The organism is Hyphomonadaceae bacterium BL14, from assembly GCA_027627705.1.
Lineage (GTDB): Bacteria > Pseudomonadota > Alphaproteobacteria > Caulobacterales > Maricaulaceae > Oceanicaulis.
Window position 1 is genome coordinate 2,432,169 of record CP091242.1, and the last position, 14,660, is coordinate 2,446,828.

Consider the following 14,660-nt stretch of genomic DNA (forward strand, 5'->3'; position numbering starts at 1 on the left):
CGTGCCGCCGGCCCGGCCGGACCTGAAGGACGAGCTGGTGTTTCTGGAGACGCTGGCGGACGCTGCGCGTCCGCTGGCGCTCCGGCATTTCCGTACCGGCATCATGTCTGAATCAAAATCCGCCGGACCGGACGCGGAGTATGATCCCGTCACCGCCGCCGACCGTGAGGTCGAGGCGCGCCTGCGCGCCCTGATCGCGCAGCACCGCCCCGGAGACGGTGTGCTGGGCGAGGAGCAGGCGGCCACGCCCTCTGCGACAGGCCGCACCTTCATCATTGATCCCATAGACGGCACCCGCGCTTTCATCGCCGGCCTGCCCACCTGGTGCGTGCTGATCGCGGTCAGCGGGCCCGGCGGTCCCGTGGCCAGCGTGATCGACCAGCCGTTTACCGGCGAGCGGTTTCTCGGTCTGACCGGCCAGACGGCCTGGCTGGATCGCGGGCTTGGCCGTCAGCCCATCCGCACCCGCGGACGGGCCGTCAGCCGGATTGAAGACGCCATTATCTCCACAACCGATCCGGGCCTGTTCGGCGGGGCTGAAGCGGGCGCATTCGCCGCCCTGGCGTCCCGGGCCCGCGTGCGCCGCTTTGGGCTGGACGCCTATGGCTATGCCGCGCTGGCGCTGGGCGGGATCGATCTGGTGGTGGAAAGCGGGCTCAAGGCGTGGGACGTCGCGGCGCTGATCCCTGTGGTCACCGGGGCTGGCGGCGTCATGACCGACTGGCGCGGCGGTGCGTGTCATGAGGGCGGGCAGGTGGTGGCGGCAGCGAACGCCGAGCTGCATGCGCTGGCGCTGGAGCATCTCTCACCGGCGGCGGCCTGAGCGAGAGCCCCCAGATCGCCAAGGGTTGAACCGCGCACGCGGTCAGGCCATCTGTGTTACAGAGCAAAGGTGGCCCGACATGTTCATTCAGACTGAAATCACCCCCAATCCCGACACGCTGAAATTCCTGCCCGGTCAGGAGATCGCCCCCGGCACGCCCCGCGATTTTGCCTCGCCTGAAGCGGCCGCGTCCTCCCTGCTGGCGCGCGAGCTGTTTGCCATTGACGGCGTGGTCGGCGTGTTCGCCGGTGCCGACTTCGTCTCGGTCACCAAGCGCGAGGAGGCCGACTGGATCCAGATCCGCCCGGCCATCCTGGGCGTCATCATGGATGCGGTGCAGTCCGGCCAGCCGCTGTTTGGCGAATCCGCCGGCACCGGCCATGCCGAATATACCGGCGAGGCGGAAGGCATTGTGCGCGAGATCATGGAGGTGATCGACACCCGCGTGCGCCCGGCCGTGGCCCGCGATGGCGGTGATATCGTGTTTCACGCCTACGACGCTGACAGCGGCGTGGTGCAGCTGCACATGCGCGGCGCCTGCGCCGGCTGCCCGTCCTCGGCCATGACGCTGAAGCACGGCATCGAGAACCTGCTCAAGCACTACGTGCCTGAAGTGACCGGCGTGGAGGCGGTGGTTTAAGGCCGCCTCCGGCCCGGCACAATTAAGGCGTGCTGGCTGCAGCCTCACCGCCCGCGAGCCTGGCCGCGCCCTGCGAGAAGGACGCGCCATGACGGCGCACGCCATCCGCCTCCCATTGCTCCGATGCCAGGTGCAGCGCTTCAAGCTCCGCCTGGAGGGCGATCACCTCCAGGCGCACCCGTTCCATGGCGTTTTCCAGGGTATAGGTCAGCTCGTGAATCTCGTTCATCGAGACTTCGTCGAGCTCGCCGGCCAGCGCCGTTTCCAGGGCTGGCAAATTACTGCGCAGATTGATCAGCGCCTCATCAAGGGTCTCGGCCGGCAGGCCTTCGAAATGATCGTCATCATCAGACGCGAGCGCTGCAGGCGACGCCAGCGCGGCGGTGAGGGCGGCCATCATCACAAACATTCTCATGGGTTTACTCCTTTTGAAGGTCCCGTCACAGGACGGCCGGGGCGAGAATGAACGGCAATAAAGTCAGTCCCAGCGCGACCCATCGGATCCTGCCCATGGCGCGCCAGGTCGCGACAAGGCCCGTGATCCAGCGTGCCGGGATGCGATCCTGCTTGGCGATGCGCAAGACATAGATCACCACGCCGGTCACGGCCAACGCGCTCAGGATAACGCCGAACACGAACCAGATTGTTTTGGTCCAGTAGCCGCCGAACGTGCCAAAATGCAAAGGATCGGCCGCCTCGGATATGCGCGTGTGCACGCTAAGGGCGCCGGGATCGGCGGCGCCGGCGATCCCGGCTGTGGCAGGATCCACCCAGACGACATTGGCGCGCGGGCGCACCAGAATGGCGTTGTCGGAATAGCCCTGGATTTGGAACAGGCCGTCCTCTCCGCGGGGCCAGTAAACCTGTTGCACCCGGTAATCGGGCCGCGCGGCCTGAAGGCGGGCGATCGCGCGGTCGACGGCTTCGCCGGGCGAGGCGGCGGGCAAGGCGGCGTGCGGATCAGCCAGCGCGTGCATCTGCGCGGCCACTGGCGGGCGCGCCGGATTGGGAGACGGTGCCGCGCCCCCCCATTGCTCGGCGAAATACCACAGGCTGGTGATCACCATCAGCACGACAAACCAGATCGACCAAAGCCCGCCAAAGCGGTGCAGATCGCCAATGAAGGCGCGGGCGGTCCGCCCCTGCGGAAGCCGGAAGAAGCCCCGCCACCACTTCTTGTAGACCCAGAAGGAGGTCACCAGGCTGACCGCCAGGAACACCGCCGCGAGGCTGACCAGCGACACGCCCCATTTTACCGGGATCATGAGATGGCGGTGGGCGTTCCTGAGAAAGCGCTGAATTCCGGGCCAGGGCCCCGTCCCGGTCACCTCGCCGGTGCGCGGATGGACATAGATGTGAAACGGCCCGTCCTCGCCGCGCATCAGCACGTCAAAGGTTGAGGCCGGGTGAAGCGGCCCATAGACGTTCAGCACCACGGCGTCAGGCGCATGCGCCGCCGCGGCCTCGCCCACCGCGCCCCAGCTGACCCGCTCCTCCGCCGCAGTTGGCGCAACCCACATGGCCGGGCGCGCCATCCAGTCCAGCTCGTACGAAAACACCGCCAGCGTGCCGGTGATGAACACGAACGCCAGAAACAGCGACATCTGCAGGCCGGCCCACTGATGCAGGCGCCACCATATCGACCGCTTCTTCACCGGCTTCGCGCCCGGGACCGGGCGCGCAGACGCCGCTGCGGAAGGATTTGGAGCGGCGTCTGGACGGTTGGCGGCGCACTCTACCACCGCCGGGTCAGCTCAAGGAAGATCGACCGCGGTGCGCCGGGGAAGTGCCCGGTCCGGTCGATGAAGCCGGAGGCCGCATAGGTCGCGTCAAACAGGTTGTCGGCTCTCAGGACCGCGCGCCAGGCATCGGTTTCGTAAATCAGCGAGGCGTCGAAGACCAAATAGGGCCGCACTTTCTGGCCGGAGATCGACTGGCGGACGTCCACATAGTCGCCGCCGAAGGCGATGGCCGTGTTCAGCTCCGGGAATTGATAGCGCGTCCAGAAGCCCAGCGTGTGTTCGGGCGCGTTGGCGAACCGGTCGCCCACCGAGACGGAGAAGCCGCCGCTGCCGTTATCGGCGGTGATGCGCGTGTCGTTGTACGCGTAGGACACGGTGCCGACCCAGTTCGGGGTGATGTCGGCCGTGACGTCGAATTCGAACCCTTCGCTGGTCACTTCGCCGAAGGCGATGAAGTCATCGACGCCGTCGCCGCCCACATCGCCGCGCGGATCAGACTGCAATACGTTTGAGCGCGTGATCTCGTAGATCGAAGCCGAGGACTGAAGCCGCCCGCCCATCAGTTCGGTGCGCACCCCGGCCTCGTAAATCTCGCCTTTTTGCGGATCAAACGGACCGCCAGCCAATGGGCTCTGCGCGCCGATGCTCTGCGGCTCGAAGCTTTCCGCCCACTGGGCGAACAGCGAGATATCTTCACGCACCCGATAGACCAGGCCTGCGCGCAGCGTGGTCGCCTCGTCCTCGAATCTGGCACCAGTCACGAGGTTGGTGTCCTCGAACAGGTCGCGTCGCACGCCGATGACGCCGATGAAGTCACCCAGCGTGGCTTCGTTCAGCAAGTAGGCGCCCGCCCGGTTCTGTTCGCTGGCGGTCAGGGAGTACCGGCTGCGCGGCGGCAGGGCGTAAGTTGAGGGATCGGTCACACCGTACTGCGGATCGAACAACGAGAGCGGCGTGGGGAGTCCGGCGGTCGGTGTGGCGCGGCCCCGCAGGGAGAAGCCGAGGAAATCGATTTCCATGGTGAACCAGTCCACGCCAGCCAGAAGCCGGTTGTCCACTGCGCCGAAGCTGTGCGACCAGATGGCGTTGGCCCCGAAGGACAGGCTTTCACCACTGCGGATCTGGTCGCGGAATTCTCGCACCGACGCGTCGACTGCGCCGTCGCCGTTGGAATCGAACAGGCCGCGCGGCTCGTGATATTGCTGCACCTCTTCGCCCGAATTCCAGCGCAGGCCGACGTCAATCACCAGATCATCGGTGAGCGCGTAATCCACCCTTGCCTGCAGCACATTGGATTCAAGGCGAAGGAAGTCGCTCTCCTCGTTATGGTTCCACCGCCGGTCAGTGATGAAGTTACCAAGATTGTCTGTGGGCACGCCGCGCAGGCGGTTGCCGCCGAGATCCTGATCATAGCGCGTCGCCTGCAGGACGATCTCACCGCGGCCGAGATCGACGCTGAGCCCGGCGTCGAAGATCTCGGTCGTGCTGTCGGCGTTGCGCCGCGGCTGGTTCATGTGCTCGAAAAAAAGCCCGCCGCGTGCCGAGACCCGATCAGACAGGCGGCGCTCGACCTCGACGGAGGTGCCATAGCGGCCCTCGGTCCCGATCACGAGGGAGGTATCGAGGATGTCACCCTCGCCGGGCCTTTTGGTGACGTAGTTGAACAGGCCGCCCGGCGCGCCCGGGCCGTACAGCATGCCCGAAGGGCCTTTGAGATATTCAACGCGCTGCACGTTGAACAGCTGCGGCACGGAGAAGCCGGCATACGGGTCCCCGCGCAAACCGTCGAAGAAATTCTCTTCCTGGCGGAAGCCTCGCGCCGTCACGCCGGCATAGCTGAACACGCTGACGCCGGAGAGATTGCGGTACAGGTCCTGGGCGTCGCGCGCGCCCTGGTCCTCGATCAGCTGCGCATTGATGACCTGGATGGTCTGGGTCGATAATAGCGGCTCCACCGGCAGCTTGCCGCCCTCGATCTCGCCAACGCGATAGAGCGCCTGGGCCCGTCCGGTGATGATGACCGTATCCCCGGTGTCTTCGGCTTGCGCTGCTGCGGGCGGCGCAACCTCCTGTCCCATGGCCCCTGTCCCGCACAGACCGGCCGTCAGGCTGGCCGACACCAAAAGCGCTATACGAAACCCCATAACCACCTCCTGCGAATGAGAATAGGTCTCATACGCAGGAGAGTTTCACCTGTCAATTTCTCCTGAAGAGGTCCGGGTCGCCTGGCTTTCCGGTTTTGAAACAGCGTGTTTCCCGCTTCCGGGGTGGTGAGGCGCGCGCCGCCGCCTTATGTCTCGCTGCAGCGTTCACGCCTGACCGCAGACACTGGAGACTTACCCATGACCGACACCGCCCCGCTCGCTCTCGCCGACCGTCACAAGCCGCTGAGCGACCATGCGCTCGATCAGCTGTTCCGCGGGGCGCGCACCTTCTATTCGTGGGAAGACCGGGATGTGTCCGACACGACGCTGCAGGCGCTTTACGACCTTCTTCAGTTCGGCCCCACCAGCGCCAATCAGAGCCCGGCGCGCTTCCTGTTTCTCAAGGGCGAGGCCCAGGCCAAACTGCGCCCGCATCTGATTGAAGCCAATATCGAGAAGACGCTGACCGCGCCGGTGACCGTGGTGCTCGCCTGGGACTGGAATTTCCACGACAAGATCCCGGAGCTCTTCCCGCACAATCCCGGTGCCCGTGACTGGTTTGCCGGCGACGAGGCGCGGTTTGAAAACGGCTTCCGCAACAGCTCGCTCCAGGGTGCCTATCTGATCATGGCCGTGCGCGCGCTGGGCCTTGATTGCGGGCCCATGTCGGGTTTCGACAAGGCAGGCGTGGACGAGACCTTCTTCAAGGCCGATCCGGACATGGGCACCTGGCGCTCCAATTTCCTGATCAATCTGGGTTATGGCACGCAGGACGCTCTGTTCCCCCGCCTGCCCAAGCTGAGCTTCGATACGGCGGCGAAGATTCTGAGCTAGCCTGACCGGCTCAGCCGGTCAGGCCTGCCAGCGCCCGCGCGAAATCGCGGGCGTTGAAGGCCTGCAGATCCGCCTCGCCCTCGCCCACGCCGATGAAGTGGATGGGCAGGCCGTAGCGTTCAGCCACCTGGACCAGCGCGCCGCCCTTGGCGGTGCCGTCCAGTTTGGTCATGATCACGCCGGTCACCCCGCCCGCCTCCATGAAGGCCTCGGCCTGGGACAGGGCGTTGGAGCCCACCGTGCCGTCGAGCACCAGCAGCACGTGGTGGGGCGCGGTCTCGTCCATCTTGCGGATCACCCGCACGATCTTGCGCAGCTCATCCATCAGCTCGGTCTTGTTCTGCAGCCGCCCCGCCGTGTCGATCAGGACCGCGTCCGCGCCCTCGCGCCGCGCGGTCTCCACCGCGTCATAGGCCAGCCCCGCCGCATCCGACCCGATGGGCCGGCTCATGAAGCGCGCGCCCGCGCGCTGTGACCAGACATCCAGCTGCTCCACGGCGGCCGCGCGGAAGGTATCGCCCGCCACCGTGATGACGGACGCGCCCTCGCGCGTCATTTTCACCGCGATCTTGCCCAGCGTGGTGGTCTTGCCCGATCCGTTGACGCCCACGAACAGCACCACGCGCGGCGCCGGGCCGGACATGTCCAGAGGCTGCTCGCACGGCTGCAGCGTCTCGGCGACCACATCGGCCAGCGCGGCGCGGATCTCGGCACCGGTAATCTCCGCATCGAATTTGTCGCGCGCCAGGCGTGCCGTGACCCGCGCCGCCGCAGCGGCGCCCAGATCGGCGGAGATCAACAGCTCTTCCAGCTCCTCCAGCGCCGCATCGTCGAGCTTGCGCCGGGCGAACACGGTGGTGAAGGCATCGGTCAGGCGCGATGAGGATTTCTTCAGCCCCGAGGCGAGTCGCGCGAACAGGCCTCTGGCCTCCGGCGCGGGGGCCTCGGCCTTGACCACGGGCGTTTCAACCGGCGCGTCCTTGGCAGAGGGCGCGTCGGGTTCCGGCGCATGGGACACCGCCGGGTCATCCTCCGGAGCTGGCGCGGGCGCGGGCAGAGGCTCTACATCCCTTTCAGCCGGATAATCCGGTTCGGGCGTGTAGCGGATCCGCTCGGGAATGGTGTCGGGCGCAGCCGGCACAGGTGCTGCGTCCTCCACCCCGTTGTCCTTGGCCCCGTCCTCCTCGGCCCCGGCGTCCTTGGGCCCGTTATCCTTATGCTTTTCGTCCTTCTTGCCGAAGCCGAAGCGGAACCAGCTCATAATGCGGCCTCCAGCGCGCGTGCGACCAGCGCCTGGCCGTCATGGCCGGTGATCGACGCGCGCACCAGCGCGCCGGGCCGGGCCGGCGCATCGATGCGCACGGGCGTGAAGTCGGCCGCGCGCGCCTGACCGCCGCGCTCCATCAGCACCTCCAGCTCGCCGCCCTGGTGCCGGTCGAGATGCCGCGTCAGCGCCGCCGCCCCCGCCGCTCGCAGGCGGGCGGCTCGGTCCTTGATCACGGCGCGGTCCAGCTGGGGCATGCGCGCAGCCGGCGTGCCCGGGCGCGGCGAGAACGGGAAGGCGTGCACGAAGGCCAGATCGCACTCTTCAATGAGGCGCAGCGTGTTGTCGAACATCGCCTCGGTCTCGGTGGGAAAGCCGGCGATCAGGTCGGCGCCAAACGCGATGTCCGGGCGCGCGGCGCGCAGCTGCCTGGCCAGTGCAATCGCATCCGCGCGCAGATGGCGGCGCTTCATGCGCTTGAGGATCATGTCATCGCCTGCCTGCAGCGACAGATGCATATAGGGGCAAAGCCGCTCTTCCTGCGCGATGGCCCGCATCAGATCGTCATCGATCTCGATGGCGTCGATCGAGGACAGGCGCAGGCGTTTCAGGTCCGGAACCTGTTTCAGGATCGCGCGCACCAGCCGGCCGAGCTTGGGCGCGCCCGGCAGATCGCCGCCCCAGCTGGTCATGTCCACGCCGGTGAGCACGACCTCGCTATGGCCGGTCTCCACCAGTCGGCGCACCTGCTCTACCACATCGCCCGCCGGGGCTGAGCGCGCATTGCCGCGTCCATAGGGGATGATGCAGAAGGTGCAGCGGTGGTCGCAGCCGGTCTGGACCTGCACGAACGCGCGCGCGCGTCCTTCCAGCCCGTCCACCAGATGGGGCGAGATCTCGGTCACGCTCATGATGTCGCCGACACTGACCCGCTCGCCGCCCTCAACCGCCAGAGCGCGAAAGCTCTCGGCGCGCAGCTTCTCGGCATTGCCCAGCACGCCGTCCACCTCGGCCATGCGCGCAAAGCGCTCCGGCTCGATCTGGGCGGCGCAGCCGGTGACGATCAGGCGCGCATCCGGACGTTCGCGGCGCAGCCGCCGCAAAGTCTGGCGCGCCTGCCGCACCGCTTCGGACGTCACCGCGCAGGTGTTGAGAATGATCGTGTCCTCAAGGCCGGCGGCGCGTGCATGATCGCGCATCACCTCGCTCTCCCAGGCATTGAGCCGGCAGCCGAACGTGATGATCTCCACGCCCTCGCGTGCCGCCGTTTGGGGGGCCGCGTCTGACGCCGTCGTGGCCGGGATGTCCTTGATGGTGGTCATGGCCGCGCAAAGTGGGCGCGCCCCGCCCACGGGTCAAGCCGGGCGCGTGTGTTGGGGCCCGCCCAAATTCCGCCCGAAGCCTTGCCTTTCATGGCCAATGAGGCCAACCCTGACCCGTGTCCGCTGTCTCAAGGGATTTCCATGCCCCAGTACGACTCCGCCACCCGCCAGCCCGTTCCGCGCAAGGCGCGTTTCACCGGACCGGGCCAGTATATCCTGTGGATGGCGGTGTTTATCGGCGCTGTGGCCGCGCTGTGCGCGGCGCTCTACGAGCCCCTGGCCACGGCCTTCCAAGCGAACCCGGCGATCAATGGCGTCATCCTGGCCGTGCTGGTGATCGGCGTGGCCTATACCTTCCAGCAGGCGCTGGCCATCGGTCCCAGTGCGCGCTGGCTGGTGCGCCTGCATGGTGCCGAACACCCTGATCAGCTGCCCCAGCCGCCGGCCCTCATTGCGCCCATGGCGGCGCTGATCACCGACGCGGCGGACGGGCGCTCGCGCATGACGGCGGGGTCCGCGCGCGTGGTGCTGGATTCAGTGGCTGCGCGCATGGCCGAAAGCGGAGCGTTCACGCGCTATTTTGGCCGGCTGCTGATTTTCCTGGGCCTCTTGGGCACGTTCTGGGGCCTGCTTCTGGTGGTCTCCGATGTGGGCGCGGCCGTGCGGGCGGTGTCGGCGACTGCGACCGGCGCGGGCGAGACCGACGCCATGGCGCTGATGTCGGCCATCGAAGAACCGATCCAGGGCATGGGCACGGCTTTCGCCTCCTCCCTGTTCGGTCTGGCGGGCTCGCTGATCATCGGCTTTCTGGAGCTGCAGGCGAGCCGGGCCCAGAACCGCTTCTACAACGAGGTGGAGGAATGGCTGTCCTCCATCTCGCGGCTGTCTGCGGCCGGTCCGGCCGGGGCGGGCGATGACACGGGCGGTGCTTATGTGGGCGCGCTCCTGGAGCAGAGCGCCGATGCGCTCGACCGGCTGTCGCACACGCTGGAGCGTCACACCCGCCAGCTGGAAACCATCATGGCGCGCTTCGCCGAGGATTCGGCCGAAAGCCAGCGCGAGGCCGCGCGCCTCCTGCGTGACGAGATCAAGGTGCTGGTGCGCGCGCTGGAAGCCCAGGCGCGCATCAACCGGGAACGCGGCGGCGGCGAGGACCGCTAGCCATGGCTCTGCCGCGCCATCTTCAGCAGAACCAGGGCGACCAGGGCGATTACTGGCCCGGCTTCGTCGATGCGCTGGCGACGCTGCTGCTGGTCATCGTCTTCCTGCTGGCCGTGTTCACCGCCGGGCAGTTCGCCCTGTCCACGGCGCTCACAGGCCGTGACGAGCAGCTGGCCGAGCTCAATGCGCGCCTGTCCACGCTGGCCGAAGAGCTCAATCTGGCGCGCAGCGATAATGAGCGCCTGTCGCTGCGGGTCAGCGGGCTGGAGACCGAGCGCGACCAGCTGGCCGCGGTGAACGCAGATCTCGAAGCCTCCATGGCCGGCATGCGCGAGGGCCTCGCCGCCGCACAGGCGGCGCTGGAAGAGGAAGAAGCGCTGAGCCAGGAGGCCCAGGCCACCATCGCGCTGCTCAACAACCAGATGGCGGCCCTGCGCGAGGAGCTGGCCCGGCTCAATGAAGCCCTCAACGCTGCCGAGGCGCGCGAGGCGGAGCTGGGCGCCGAAGTGGTCAATCTGGGCCGCCGCCTCAACGCGGCGCTGGCCAGCGAAGTGGCGCGTCTGGCCCGCTACCGGTCCGACTTTCTCGAGGCCATGGTGGAAGTGCTGGGCGACCGCTCCGGCGTCCGGGTCTCGGGCGACCGGTTTGTGTTCGAGACCGATGTCCTGTTCGCGTCCGGCTCGGCCGAACTGTCCGATGAGGGCCGGACGGCGCTGACGCCCATCGCCGATGCGATCTTGCAGCTGATCGGCGAATTGCCGTCCGATCTCGACTGGGTCTTGCGCGTCGATGGCCACACCGACCGGGTGCCGCTGGGGCCCAACGCCCCCTTTCGGTCGAACTGGGAGCTGTCGACGGCGCGTGCCCTGTCAGTGATCAATTATCTGGAATCGCGCGGCGTCCCGTCTCGGCGTCTGCTGGCCGCCGGCTTTGGCGAACACCACCCCATCGCCCAGGGCCGGACCGCCGAAGCCTATGCGCGCAATCGCCGTATCGAGTTGAAACTGGACGCACGCTGAGGCGTAAACTCATCCGGATGCGGATATCCACAGGAAGTTTTTTGGCCGCTGCTGCCTAAGTCCTTGACCGGACACGTGGTGCCTTTTGTGGGTTGAAGTGCGCTTAACCCGGGTATATACACCGCCGCTCAATTTCGGCAGGATTGCAATTGCAAGGTTAATGGCCTTGCAAGCAGAACGGTCCGAAGAGTTCGATACAGAAAATCATGGCGATGGCCTTCGGGCGTCGCGGATCACAGGGGCCGGAGCGGCGCGATGAGACAGGATATTCACCCCGACTACCACTTCATCGAGGTGGTGATGACGGACGGAACCCGCTTCAAGACCCGTTCCACCTACGGCAAGGAAGACGATGTCCTCAATCTGGACATTGACCCGCGCACCCATCCGGCCTGGACCGGCGGGTCGCAAACCCTGGTGGACCGCGCCGGCCGCGTGTCGCGCTTCAAGGACAAGTTCAAAGGCTTTGGTGTCTAACCGTCCATTCCCCCTCGATCGGACGAGAGCTCAGCTCCATCAGGGTCTTTAGAAGAACGCCCGCAGCCCCCCCTCGGCTGCGGGCGTTTTCTTTTCCGGCGGCCGGCGCGCTGCGCCTGCGGCGCCGTGGCGCTTTTCTGACGGCAGCGCTGCGCTATGCTTGAGCCCATGAGCAATCGTATTTTCTCTGGTGATGTGGTGGTGTCCGGCGGCGGCCTGGCTGGGCTGACCCTGGCGCTGGCCCTTCACCGGGCCGGTCTCAGCGTGGCGCTGATCGACGCCATGGCGCTGGACACGCGCACCGCGCCTGCCTTTGACGGACGCGCCTCGGCGCTGGCCTATACCAGCTGGCGCATGCTCGAAGCCGTCGGCGCGGCATCCCATCTCGAACCCCATGCCCAGCGCATCGAAGACATTCTGGTGGTGGATTCCCGGCCGCTGGACGGGCTCAGGCGCGGCGGCCCGGGGCCGGATCAGCTGCATTTCGACCGGCGCGAAATTCATCCCGGTTCTCACGGCGAACCGCTCGGCTGGATGGCGGAGAACCGCCATACACGGCTGGCCCTGGCGCGCGCCGCGCAAGAGGCGGGCCTGACCATGATCGCGCCGGCGCGGGTCACCGGCATGAGCGAGGCACGCGGGCGCGCCATTGTCACCCTGGCCGACGGACGCGAACTGGAGGCCAGCCTCGTGGCGGCCTGCGACGGCAAGGCCTCGCCCCTGCGCGAGCAGGCGGGCATTCGCAGCCTGGGGCGCGCCTATGGCCAGTCCGCACTGGTGCTGACGGTGGAGCATGAGCGCACCCATGACGGTGTCGCCTATGAAGTCTTCATGCCGTCGGGCCCGTTCGCCATCCTGCCCCTGCCGGGCAACCGGTCGAGCCTGGTCTGGACCGAACGGACGCAGGCCGCCCAGGCGCTGGACGCCATGGACGAGGCCGGTTTCCAGGAGGCGCTGGAGGCGCGGTTCGGTGATTTTCTGGGGGCCGTGCGGGTGGCGAGCCCGCGCTGGCGCTACCCGCTGGGCCTGGTGCTGGCCGAACGCTTCATCGCGCCGCGCCTGGCGCTGGTGGGTGATGCCGCCCGGTCTATCCACCCGATTGCCGGTCAGGGTTTCAATCTGGGTGTGCGCGATGCGGCGGCTCTAGCCGAAGTGCTCATCGAAGCCAAGCGCGCCGGGCTGGATCTCGGCGCAGCGGTGACCCTGACGCGGTATGACCGCTGGCGGCGCACGGACTCCGCGGCGCTGGTCTTCGGCACCCATGGCGTCAATGCCCTGTTCTCCAATGATCACGCCCTGGTCCGCGGCGTACGCGGCCTTGGCCTGTCGCTGGTGGACCGCGTACCGGCTGCGCGGCGCTTTTTCATGCGCACAGCCGGCGGCGAGATCGGCGACCTGCCCGCCTTCCTGCGCGGCGAGACCCTCAGCCTGTAATTTCAGGTCGGATCGGTGTCAGACGGGCCGGGCTCAAGGCCTGTGCGGCGCGTTGCGCCCAGCCGGGCCGGCCCCAGAAACACCGCGCCGTCCTGCAGGCGGAAGGGCAGGGCGATGCCATCCTGACGCGGCGGCGCCATCAGGGCGGCCAGACGCAGCGCCTGGGCCTGTTCTTCATTGACCAGGCCCGCCGTCACCAGCGCACCGGCGAGCCGTTCCGGGTTGGACACCACCACGCTCAGGCGCCCTTCCGGCATCAAGGCCTCGTCCAGCCGGAGCTGGCCTGACCCGCTGGCCTGTGCTGGGCCCCAGTCCAGCAGCGCCTGGTTGACCTCCAGCGCGCCCCCGCCGCGGGTCCAGGCGAGCGGATCAACGCTGCCGGCCAGCGCGCTCCAGACAGTGAGGTCGGCATGCAGGCGGATTATCCCGGCGCGCGGGCCAAACGCGCCCAGAAGCCGCTCCGGCAGAACGCCCGTGCCGATATCGGCACCGGTCATGTCAAGGCGCAGGCGCAAGACATCGGCATCGGACAGCAGACCGGTCATCGCCAGCCGCTCGATCCGCGCGAAAACGGGCTCGGGACCCTCCAGTGCGGTCACCGCCAGGGCCTCCGCCTCGGCACCGATGCGCGTGTTCGCGCCATTATTGCCGGTCATGGACAGGCGTGCGGACGCGGCCTCGATGGCGTAGCGCGCGGGATGTCCGTCGATCTGCGTGGCGAGCTCGCCACGCCCGTCCAGCACCAGAATCCAGTGATTGAGATTGTAGAACTGCGCACTGGCCGCCACGCGCTCATACGTCATGGACCATCCGCCCGCTTCCGGCGGTGCGGCGAGGGCAGGCGCAAGCGCGCGGACCGAGAAGCGGAACGGGTAACCTGAAACGCTGAGGCCCTCATGGGATACGCCATAGCCCGCCGCTACCTGCTTGGCGATCCAGCCGTCCGCCGCGGTGCGGATCTGGCCCGACATGAACACCCAGTAGACACCGTGCAGCACGATAATCACCGCCATGATGGCAAAAGGTGCCAGCAGGGCCAGGCGCGAGGGCGGATTGCGGCTCATGGGTGTCAGCGCTTTTCTGTCTGGACCAGCAGGGCGCTGGAGGCGGTCTCGATACGCGTTTCAAGTTCGGCCAGAAAGGCGTCTTTCGACAGGCCCGGAGCAATGGCAGGCAAGAATTCGACCACGATGGTCCCGGGCCGGCGCAAAAAGCCATGGGCGGGCCAGTACAGGCCCGAATTGAGCGCCACAGGAATGCACGGCACCTTCATGGCGCTGTAGAGCCCCGCCACGCCCGGCTTGTAGGTGTCGGTACCGCCCGGCTCAAGGCGGGTGCCCTGGGGAAAGATGACCACCTGGCGGCCTTCGCCGGCGCGCTCGCGGGCCTGCTTGAGCATGTCGCGGAGCGCCTTGGCGCCGGCGGACCGGTCCACCTTGATGTTCTTAAGCTTCATGGCGTACCAGCCGAAGACGGGCAGCAAGGCGAGCTCTTTTTTCAGGATAATCGCCGGATCGGGCAGGATCGCCCAGAAGGCCAGCGTCTCGAACATGGACTGGTGCTTGGACGCCACGAGCGCCCCGCCCGCGGGCATGTGTTCGCGTCCACGCACCACATAGCGGATGCCGCACAATACCTGCAGGCCGCCAAACACCAGAGCGAGATAGACGCGGAAGGCCCGGCGCGTCCAGCTGCGTGGCCCCAGCAGGGTGGGGGCGAACACGATCCCGAGCACCGCCATCAGGCCGTACATCCAGACGACAAACGCGATTGAACCGATCCAGGCCATGGGGTGTCCTT

General features: G+C 67.3%; 14 protein-coding genes and 1 pseudogene. 8 read left to right on the plus strand and 7 right to left on the minus strand.

All coding sequences use genetic code 11. The features are described 5' to 3' along the window. The first annotated feature begins 1 nt into the window (after nucleotide 1). The 3 genes and pseudogenes from L2D00_11875 (at nucleotide 2) to L2D00_11885 (ending at nucleotide 1,463) form a co-directional block, all read left to right on the plus strand. The gene (locus L2D00_11875; protein ID WBQ12542.1) at nucleotides 2-823 is read left to right on the plus strand and encodes a histidinol-phosphatase; all 822 of its coding nucleotides are present in this window, start codon (nucleotides 2-4) and stop codon (nucleotides 821-823) included. 79 nt (nucleotides 824-902) lie between these two features. After that, nucleotides 903-1,109, plus strand: a pseudogene (locus L2D00_11880) (NifU N-terminal domain-containing protein). A gap of 138 nt (nucleotides 1,110-1,247) precedes the next feature. Next, complete coding sequence (locus L2D00_11885) at nucleotides 1,248-1,463, plus strand: NifU family protein (protein WBQ14510.1); 216 nt, start codon at nucleotides 1,248-1,250, stop codon at nucleotides 1,461-1,463. A 22-nt stretch (nucleotides 1,464-1,485) separates the two neighbouring features. Here the strand turns inward: L2D00_11885 and L2D00_11890 are convergent, their stop codons facing one another. From L2D00_11890 to L2D00_11900, 3 genes are all read right to left on the minus strand, one after another. Further along, nucleotides 1,486-1,878: a hypothetical protein gene (locus tag L2D00_11890; protein WBQ12543.1), complete on the minus strand. Its 393-nt coding sequence runs from the start codon at nucleotides 1,876-1,878 to the stop codon at nucleotides 1,486-1,488. A gap of 25 nt (nucleotides 1,879-1,903) precedes the next feature. Beyond that, nucleotides 1,904-3,067 (minus strand): PepSY domain-containing protein, encoded by a 1,164-nt coding sequence (locus L2D00_11895; protein ID WBQ12544.1) that lies wholly within the window; start codon nucleotides 3,065-3,067, stop codon nucleotides 1,904-1,906. Between the two features lie 131 nt (nucleotides 3,068-3,198). Continuing rightward, on the minus strand, nucleotides 3,199-5,349 hold the full coding sequence (locus tag L2D00_11900) for a TonB-dependent receptor (protein ID WBQ12545.1): 2,151 nt from the start codon (nucleotides 5,347-5,349) through the stop codon (nucleotides 3,199-3,201). Nucleotides 5,350-5,547: 198 nt separating this feature from the next. On the opposite strand from L2D00_11900, the gene L2D00_11905 reads away from it, so the two are divergent. Further along, complete coding sequence (locus L2D00_11905) at nucleotides 5,548-6,183, plus strand: malonic semialdehyde reductase (GenBank protein WBQ12546.1); 636 nt, start codon at nucleotides 5,548-5,550, stop codon at nucleotides 6,181-6,183. A gap of 10 nt (nucleotides 6,184-6,193) precedes the next feature. On the opposite strand, the gene ftsY is transcribed toward L2D00_11905, so the two are convergent. Both ftsY and mtaB read right to left on the minus strand, forming a co-directional pair. Further along, nucleotides 6,194-7,444, minus strand: coding sequence for a signal recognition particle-docking protein FtsY (gene ftsY / locus L2D00_11910; GenBank protein ID WBQ12547.1), 1,251 nt, complete (start codon nucleotides 7,442-7,444; stop codon nucleotides 6,194-6,196). Continuing rightward, a complete protein-coding gene (mtaB, locus tag L2D00_11915; GenBank protein ID WBQ12548.1) occupies nucleotides 7,441-8,769 on the minus strand; it encodes a tRNA (N(6)-L-threonylcarbamoyladenosine(37)-C(2))-methylthiotransferase MtaB in 1,329 nt (442 codons plus the stop codon). The genes ftsY and mtaB overlap by 4 nt, the downstream gene beginning before the upstream one ends. Nucleotides 8,770-8,910: 141 nt before the next feature. Here mtaB and L2D00_11920 point away from each other — a divergent pair, with 141 nt between their 5' ends. The 4 genes from L2D00_11920 to L2D00_11935 all read left to right on the plus strand — a co-directional run bounded on the left by L2D00_11920 (nucleotide 8,911) and on the right by L2D00_11935 (nucleotide 12,860). Continuing rightward, on the plus strand, nucleotides 8,911-9,930 hold the full coding sequence (locus tag L2D00_11920) for a hypothetical protein (GenBank protein WBQ12549.1): 1,020 nt from the start codon (nucleotides 8,911-8,913) through the stop codon (nucleotides 9,928-9,930). Nucleotides 9,931-9,932: 2 nt separating this feature from the next. Beyond that, nucleotides 9,933-10,949 (plus strand): peptidoglycan -binding protein, encoded by a 1,017-nt coding sequence (locus L2D00_11925; protein WBQ12550.1) that lies wholly within the window; start codon nucleotides 9,933-9,935, stop codon nucleotides 10,947-10,949. 255 nt (nucleotides 10,950-11,204) lie between these two features. Continuing rightward, nucleotides 11,205-11,426: a 50S ribosomal protein L31 gene (gene rpmE / locus L2D00_11930; protein ID WBQ12551.1), complete on the plus strand. Its 222-nt coding sequence runs from the start codon at nucleotides 11,205-11,207 to the stop codon at nucleotides 11,424-11,426. Nucleotides 11,427-11,594: 168 nt separating this feature from the next. Continuing rightward, on the plus strand, nucleotides 11,595-12,860 hold the full coding sequence (locus tag L2D00_11935; protein ID WBQ12552.1) for an FAD-dependent oxidoreductase: 1,266 nt from the start codon (nucleotides 11,595-11,597) through the stop codon (nucleotides 12,858-12,860). A 2-nt stretch (nucleotides 12,861-12,862) separates the two neighbouring features. Here the strand turns inward: L2D00_11935 and L2D00_11940 are convergent, their stop codons facing one another. Then, nucleotides 12,863-13,924, minus strand: a complete 1,062-nt coding sequence (locus L2D00_11940) for a DUF2125 domain-containing protein (protein ID WBQ12553.1) — start codon at nucleotides 13,922-13,924, stop codon at nucleotides 12,863-12,865. Nucleotides 13,925-13,929: 5 nt separating this feature from the next. Next, complete coding sequence (locus L2D00_11945; GenBank protein ID WBQ12554.1) at nucleotides 13,930-14,649, minus strand: 1-acyl-sn-glycerol-3-phosphate acyltransferase; 720 nt, start codon at nucleotides 14,647-14,649, stop codon at nucleotides 13,930-13,932. Between the last annotated feature and the right edge of the window lie 11 nt (nucleotides 14,650-14,660).